Source organism: Methanoculleus sp., assembly GCF_035363275.1.
GTDB lineage: Archaea > Halobacteriota > Methanomicrobia > Methanomicrobiales > Methanoculleaceae > Methanoculleus.
Genome location: NZ_DAOSET010000032.1, coordinates 25085 through 32198, shown reverse-complemented (window position 1 = coordinate 32198; position 7114 = coordinate 25085). Strand labels below are relative to the sequence as shown.

General features: G+C 62.2%; 9 protein-coding genes. 3 read left to right on the top strand and 6 right to left on the bottom strand.

All coding sequences use genetic code 11. The features are described 5' to 3' along the window. Positions 1-177 precede the first annotated feature (177 nt). The 6 genes from PLN84_RS08460 to PLN84_RS08435 form a co-directional block, all read right to left on the bottom strand. Positions 178-1134, bottom strand: coding sequence for a hypothetical protein (locus PLN84_RS08460; RefSeq protein WP_292383376.1), 957 nt, complete (start codon positions 1132-1134; stop codon positions 178-180). A 2-nt stretch (positions 1135-1136) separates the two neighbouring features. Next, positions 1137-2639 carry a DUF6345 domain-containing protein gene (locus tag PLN84_RS08455; protein ID WP_348532005.1) on the bottom strand — a complete coding sequence of 501 codons (1503 nt, stop codon included), beginning with the start codon at positions 2637-2639 and terminating at the stop codon, positions 1137-1139. Positions 2640-2922: 283 nt separating this feature from the next. Beyond that, positions 2923-4053, bottom strand: a complete 1131-nt coding sequence (locus PLN84_RS08450) for a pyridoxal phosphate-dependent aminotransferase (protein WP_292559344.1) — start codon at positions 4051-4053, stop codon at positions 2923-2925. After that, positions 4050-4457, bottom strand: a complete 408-nt coding sequence (gene ribH, locus PLN84_RS08445) for a 6,7-dimethyl-8-ribityllumazine synthase (protein WP_292383380.1) — start codon at positions 4455-4457, stop codon at positions 4050-4052. The genes PLN84_RS08450 and ribH overlap by 4 nt, the downstream gene beginning before the upstream one ends. Before the next feature lie 57 nt (positions 4458-4514). Then, positions 4515-4976: a riboflavin synthase gene (gene ribC, locus PLN84_RS08440; protein WP_292383381.1), complete on the bottom strand. Its 462-nt coding sequence runs from the start codon at positions 4974-4976 to the stop codon at positions 4515-4517. Next, positions 4973-6103: an alanine--glyoxylate aminotransferase family protein gene (locus tag PLN84_RS08435; protein ID WP_292383383.1), complete on the bottom strand. Its 1131-nt coding sequence runs from the start codon at positions 6101-6103 to the stop codon at positions 4973-4975. The genes ribC and PLN84_RS08435 overlap by 4 nt, the downstream gene beginning before the upstream one ends. Positions 6104-6240: 137 nt before the next feature. Between PLN84_RS08435 and purE the strand changes: the two genes are divergently transcribed. The 3 genes from purE to PLN84_RS08420 all read left to right on the top strand — a co-directional run bounded on the left by purE (position 6241) and on the right by PLN84_RS08420 (position 7112). Beyond that, entirely contained in the window at positions 6241-6633 is a 393-nt protein-coding gene (purE, locus tag PLN84_RS08430) for a 5-(carboxyamino)imidazole ribonucleotide mutase (protein ID WP_292383384.1), read from the top strand. Between the two features lie 40 nt (positions 6634-6673). Beyond that, positions 6674-6811, top strand: coding sequence for a hypothetical protein (locus PLN84_RS08425; RefSeq protein WP_292383386.1), 138 nt, complete (start codon positions 6674-6676; stop codon positions 6809-6811). A 151-nt stretch (positions 6812-6962) separates the two neighbouring features. After that, complete coding sequence (locus PLN84_RS08420) at positions 6963-7112, top strand: hypothetical protein (protein ID WP_292383389.1); 150 nt, start codon at positions 6963-6965, stop codon at positions 7110-7112. Positions 7113-7114: the final 2 nt, after the last annotated feature.

Below are 7114 nucleotides of genomic sequence, written 5' to 3'. Positions count from 1 at the left end.
TCTCAGAGGCACTCTGCACGGGATATAACCCGGTTGCCTCAAACCCCAAGTGTACCTCTTCATCCCCCTGCGGATGTTCCGCCGGTATCAACGTCGTCCCGGCAACGAGCAGCACGAGGACAATGAATCCGGTTGCAATCTGTTTTATCATCGTATCAGCGTTTCACGAAAAAGGGGTCAGTACAGCCCCTTCCCGAGTTCAGGGACTGCAGGGACGTACTGGAAGAAGGTTCCGGTCTCGTTTTCCCCCTCCACGGTGCCGTGGATGTAGTAGGTCGGTTTGAGGTAAGGTTGCTCATCCCGTGGAGGACTGGCATAGTAGCAGAGCTTGACCTCCTCGACGACCGCCTTCTTCGGTGAACCTATCGTGGTGACGACCCCGGTCTGCTTGAGTTCCTCGATCGCTGCTTCGGGGGAGAGGATCGCGAAGTCCTTGTAGGGTTCGGCGTCGCGCCAGCGTTTCCCGACCTTAAGGACATCGCCACCCCCGCCGACCGTGACGTAGATCCCGCTTCCAGCCACGGGATAGCCACTCAGGGTGTCGGTGAAGTGGACACAGGTGTCTTTGTATGTTTGAATGGATGTACCATCCGTACTATTCGAAAAGAAACCCTCCCCGTGCGATACACCCGAATATGCTGCCCCTTCGGGCATGAGCCCGTGGGAGGTGAGGAACGATTCGGCGATCTTCCGGCACTCCTCGTCGGTCGGGATGTTTTCGGGACCGTCCCGGGGGTCAACCCCGGAGTAGCGGTCATTCCACGTGTAGATCATATACCCGGATTCTGTCTCGATCTCGAACGTATAGGGATCATCTTTGACGACGTAACGTTTTATCCTTCTTCCGCTCTCCTCAATTTGTCCGGACATACCGAACTTCTCCGCCACCTTCAGGGCGTCATCCTTCGATACGGCAGTGTCGACCGTCTTATAAACCATGGCCTGCCCGGGATACTTGGGAAGGGCAGTACCGAAAGCGATCTCAGAGATATTCTGCACGCCATACGGTCCGAGAACCTCGATTCCCCCATGTCCGACTTCATCGTCCGGCGGAGACACCGCAGGTATCAGTGCCGTCCCAGCGACGAGCAGCAGGAGGAGGGTAAAGCCGATTGCAATCTGTTTCCCTACCATACCTAGACCTCCAATTTACAGGAATCTGTTTTGTACTGAAAATTTGGCGGATCACCGGGCGGGTTGATCGACGACCCGTACCCGTAAATATGGTCGTCGAGGCAGTCAGGCGTGCTCAGGTCTCCGTCGATGTCCGCGGCGAGAATTGCCGTCCGCAGGCTGCCGTCGTTCGGGAAGACATACATGTCCGTCGCCATGTACCATGCCTCCCAGATGGTTTTGCCTTCCATCAGCAGATCCGCAAAATACCACCCCATATCCGGATGCGTGCCCCCGATGGTATCGAAGCCGCATATGGAATGGAGCCCCTCGAAAGCGTCTTCCCAGTTCTCCCTGCACGTTGATGCATTCAGGGTGTTGCACGATCCGAGAACAATCCAGTCGGTCTTCGTGTTGCCCCAGCGCGCCTCGTCGTAGTCCAGGTTGTAGTCGTCGGCAGCGGTCCCGAAGACAAAACCGTCCGTCCCCCCGTGGCCTACGAAGAAGGCCAGGTGCGTGTTGTCGATGTAGTTCGAATCAACCCCGCCGAAGGCTGGGTCCTTCCAGTGCCGTTCCATCGCGGCGTCGTTGCCGTTGATGAACCGGCCGGTCCATGAACTCGACCCGGCAAGCGTGTCGTAGAAGCCCTCGGCCTCTTCGTCGGCCCAGGCGAGGGGGGCCTGCGTGCCGTGATAGTCGCCCACCCACTCTGCGCAGTAGGAATAACTCCTGTAGTACGAACGGATCAGGTCTTCCTCCGCTGTCATGTACACCCAGTACGCCTTTCCCGGAAACATCAGGCGCTGGTCGCTGCTGCTGCCTGTCCCGCCGTTAACCATACTGACCTCGTAATCCTGCACTCCCGCATCGTAACCGGTTGCCGTTGCCCATGCACTCCCGAGGGGGAGGAGCATGTCCCGTGCGCAGGCCTGGTGCACGTCCCAGAAGCCGACAACGTTCCAGCCAGAATAGAGGTGTGTTGTCGCCGCCGTCTGCTCCTGCGCGGGCTTGAGATAGAGGGGAATCCGGTACGACCCGTTTGCGTAGATCCATACCCCCTCGAGCGGTCTGAACTCATCCAGAGGACCCATCGCCTCCCAATGGCTGCTCGAACCGTTATACCGGAGAGCCGAGTGGGCGGCCGTGTCCACCCCACCGAAGATCGCCATCATGGTATCATGCCCGTCGGCGAGCCAGAGGGGCGTCGAGACGAGGTTCCAGCCAGGATACAGGATCAGCGTGTTCGATGCCGGATCGAAGGCGGTTGCCGGGTACAACCCGCCCTGCACTGCCGGCGATCTCGGCGGCTCCCATCCCGGCGGATACGGGGGGACCAGGTCCTCCACGGCGACGGGGCCGGCAGATGTCATAACTATCACCGCACTCCCTTCGTCCGGTGCGGCAACGCCAGGGTCCGATTCCTCATCCGTCCCCTGTTCACCCAGTACGGGTGCAACCGCGATACCGGCGACGAGCAGCACGAAGAGCACTCGCACCAGGTATCCGGAAATGTCTGTGTTTCGCATCTTTACCTCCTTTCGTTCTGTGAACGGAGGCACGAAGAAAGGGTTATTTACCCGGATCACCCACACTCTCATGCCTTCGGGCCGCAGGGGGTTCTTCATTTGCGGTGATCGATCCCCCTTGTGACAATGAGGACTGCAACGGTCCTCCATATAGCATTTCTGTCCCTCCAAGCTACACGTCAGGGTGCCGGGACCGATTCCGGGCCTTCGCGATCGGCTGATCGCAGAGCGGTCCGCCGTGCAGGCTCCTCGAATCAGGATTCGAAAGAAAAGAGATGGGCTTTCAGACCCGCGCAATCCGCCCGACCACTTCTTTCAGGCTCTCCATCGAGGTCGCGTAGGAGAGCCGGAGCCAGCCCGGGGTGCCGAATGCGGTTCCCGGGGTGACCGCCACGTGGGCATCGTGGAGCCACGAGCGGGCGACCGCCATGTCGTCGCCCTCGACCTTCACGTAGGCGTAAAAGGCGCCGTCCGCGGGGGCGGTGGCATAGCCGAGGTCGCGGAGCGCCGGGATGAGGTAGTCGCGCCGGCGCTCGAACTCCCGGCGCATCGATTCAACGCAGTCCTGGGGACCCTCGATTGCGGCGACCGCCCCGAACATCGCAAACGTCGTCGGGTGCGATATGGTATGCTGCTGCACCTTCTCCATCTGCCGGACGATCGGCCGGGGAGCGGCCGCATAGCCGATCCGCCACCCGGTCATCGCGTAGGCCTTCGAGAACCCGTTGACGGTGATCGTCCGCTCCGCCATCCCCGGGAGGGAGGCGAGGGAGACGTGCTCTTTGCCGTAGACCAGCTTCTCGTAGATCTCGTCGGAGAGCGCGAAGAGGTCGTGGTCACGGCAGATATCGGCGATCATCCGGAGCGAGTCCCCGTTTAATACCGCTCCCGAGGGGTTCGAGGGGGAGTTGACCACGATCATCTTCGTCCGGGGACCGACGGCGTCAAGCAGCGTATCGTCGATCTGGAACGTTTCGGTGGAGAGCGCGTGGTGCCGGACGCCGGCGCCCGCGAGCCGGGCGCAGGGCTCGTAGGAGACCCACGAGGGGTCGAGGACGAGCACCTCGTCGGTGGGGTTCAGCACGGCCTCCATCGCCTCGTAGATGGCGTCCTTGGCCCCGCAGGTGACGATCACCTCGTCGGGCTTTACAGGGACGCCGTTCTCGCGGACGAGCTTCTCCGCGATCGCGTTCGTCAGGGCCGGGATCCCGGCGCTCGGGGCGTAATGAGTCTCACCCCTTCTGAGGGCCTCGATGCAGGCCTCCTTGATGTGCGCCGGGGTATCGAAGTCCGGCTCCCCTATCGAGAGGCTGATGACATCAATGCCGTCAGCGGCCATCCGCTTTGCCGCGTTCGAGATCTCAATCGTCGCAGAGGGGGCTATGCCTGCAATCTTCTCTGAGAGGCTTTTCATTCCAACCGCTGGACCATCTTCACGGCCGACTCGACGGCACGCTTGGCGTAGTCGATACGCTCGGTCGCTTCCATCCGGGTCATCCCGGGCCCGGAGATGCCGAGGGAGACGGGTTTGCCGTACTCGAGGGAGAGGTCGATGATCTTCCTCGCGGCATGCTGGACGACGATCTCGTCGTGCTGGGTGGCGCCCTCGATGACGCACCCGATCGTGACGACCGCGTCAACCTTCCCCTCAGTCAGCATCTTCTTGATCGCGAGCGGCATGTCGTAGGCGCCGGGGACGTAGAACGTCTCGGCCACCTCCGCCCCGAGGAAACGGGCATGTTCGCGGGCCTCGATCTCCATCATATAGGTGATGTCGCGGTTGAACTCCGCGACGACAAATCCAAGGTTTATCGTCATCTCAATCCTTCCTGTGGTACTACTCGCACCGATTACTGATAATTATCGCTCTTTGCGTCACGGGCGTGCCGGCCCGACGTCCTCGAACCCCTGCCGCTGGCCGGTCCCGGCGAGTTTCTCGAGTTCCTTCGGGTGGAGGGCGAGCCGGACGGCGTTCACCGCGTGCTCGCGGGTTCGCTGCTCCATCAGCCAGGCGAGTTCTTTTGCATCCTTCGCCTCGTCCTCGTGGACGAAGACCTCGATGACATGTTTGTTGGTCATGAGCTGGCAGAGGATGAGGCCCTGGGAGGCCTCGTGGGCGCAGACCTTGTCCTTCGCGGCCCCGCCGGGCATGCCGAGGGCCATGACGAGGTCGCACCCCCGCTCCTCGATCAGCTTCTTGCAGGCCACCGGGAGGTCTTTGATGCCGGGGACGACGTACCGTTCCAGCCCCACGCTCGCGTGCCTCCGGATCTCGTCGGCGGCGATCCGGCCCATGTCGACCCGGGCAAACGTGGTGTCGGCGATCCCGATCTTCATCCGAGAAGCACCCCGGCGGCCGCCTCAACGCCGTCGCCGGCCTCAAACCCGAACTTTTTGAGGGTGAACTGAACGGCCGCAAGGGTGGCGAGGATCTCCTGCGCTCCGACACCGCCCATGGTGCCGATCCGGAAGATCTTGCCCTTGAGGTGGTCCTGGCCGCCGGCGATCTCGATCCCGAACTTCTTGACCGTGCCCCGCAAATCCTTGTCGGTGAGACCATCGGGGATCCGCATCGCTGTCGCGGTGTTCGAGTAGGCGTGGTGTGCGTCGAGCGTCGGGAAGAGCTCAACACCCCACCCCTTCGCCGCGGCGCGGACGGCGTCGGCCATCCTGCGGTGCCGGGCGATACGGGCGGGTACTCCCTCCTCCTCGATCATCCTGCAGGCCTCGTGGAGCGCAAGGAAGAGCGGGACCGCCGGGGTGTAGGGGGTCTCCATCGGGGTGCCCTTCCCGCTCTTGCGGTAGGCCGCCATGTCGAGGTAGAAGGGGCGCTTCTCCGAGATCCGGTCCCAGGCGCGGTCGCCGACGGCGATCGCCGCAAGGCCCGCGGGAGCCGCGAGGCACTTCTGCGACCCGACGACGGCGATATCGACGCCCCACTCATCCATCCGGACATCGTCGCCGCCGATGGAGGTGACACCGTCCATGATGAAGAGCGCATCGTGCTTCCGGGCGAGTTTCGCGACCTCAGGAGCCGGGTTCTTGATCCCGGCGCTCGTCTCGTTGTGGACCATCGTGACGACCTCGGCCCCGGCCTCGAGTTCGCGCTCGAGAGCCGCGAGGTCGAGCGGGGTCCCCCACTCGGATTCGAGAGTGGTGATGGTGCCGTAACGTCCACCGATCTTCGCAAAGCGGTCGCCGAACTTCCCGTTGACAAGCGAGACAATCTTTTTGTCCCGTGCGAAGTTCGCGACGCCGGCCTCCATCCCGGCGCTTCCGGAGCCGCTGATGACGTAGAGTTCGTTTGCTGTACCAAAGAGGGTCTTTAAGGTCCGGACAGTCTCCGCATACGCGGCACCGAACTCGGGGCCGCGGTGGTTGATAGCCTGCCGCGTCATGGCGGCGCGTACCCGCTGCGGAATGGGTACGGGGCCCGGGATCATCAGGAGTGGTTCGTTTTCCATGTGGATCAGTCCATATCGTCTCGTCGGGTATAGACGCAGTTCCTGCAAGGAACTTGGATGTAGATTCATATCAACCTCACCACCGTGCGATACCGACAGAGAAAAGAGGGAGCAGGAGCATACCGAAAGGAGATAGCATGGTTGACGTCGCGGTGATCTGTGGGTCCGCCTCGGACGGTCCCGTCGCAGAGAAGGCGTTTGGAGTCTTAAAGGAGCATGGTCTATCCTACGACTACCGGGTGATCTCGGCGCACCGTGACCCCGACCGACTGGACGAGTACGTGAAGGGAAGCGACGCCCGGGTCTTCATCGCGATCGCCGGGCTCTCGGCGGCCCTTCCCGGCGTGGTTGCCTCAAAGACGAAACGACCGGTGATCGGCGTTCCGGTGAGCGGGAAATTGATGGGCATCGACGCCCTCCTCTCGATCGTCCAGATGCCGAGAGGCGTCCCGGTGGCCTGCGTCGGGATCGATAACGGCGAGAACGCCGCACTCCTCGCGGTCCGGATCCTCGGTGCCGGGCGCACCTGAGATAACTTTTTTTTCACCGGGGCAGTGTAGTAGGGGTCATGTGCTCTTCATCGGCACGAACAACGCCGCCCGGACCCAGATGGCAGAGGGCTACCTCCGCGCCCGCTACTGCGACCGCTACGATGTCTGCTCGGCAGGGATAGCCCCGACCGCCCTCGATCCCTTGCCGTGGAGGTGATGGAAGAGATCGGGGTGGAGATCTCGGGGCAACGGGCAAAGGACCTCGGCCTCTTCGACGGAAAAGAGATGGACTACGTGATCGCGCTCGAAACCCTCCGGGTTTCTCAACCTCGCTAGCGTTCGCAGCCTGCGCCGGGGGTGTCTGCCCGATGTTCCCCTGGACGAAGGAGACGCTCCACCCCGACTTCCCGGACCCGACCAGGGCCACCGGGACCAGGGATAAAGTGCTTGCGGCCTACCGGCGGAGCCGGGACGAGATCATCGCCTGGATCGAAGAAAAAGTGGTCCGTAGAACGTGAAC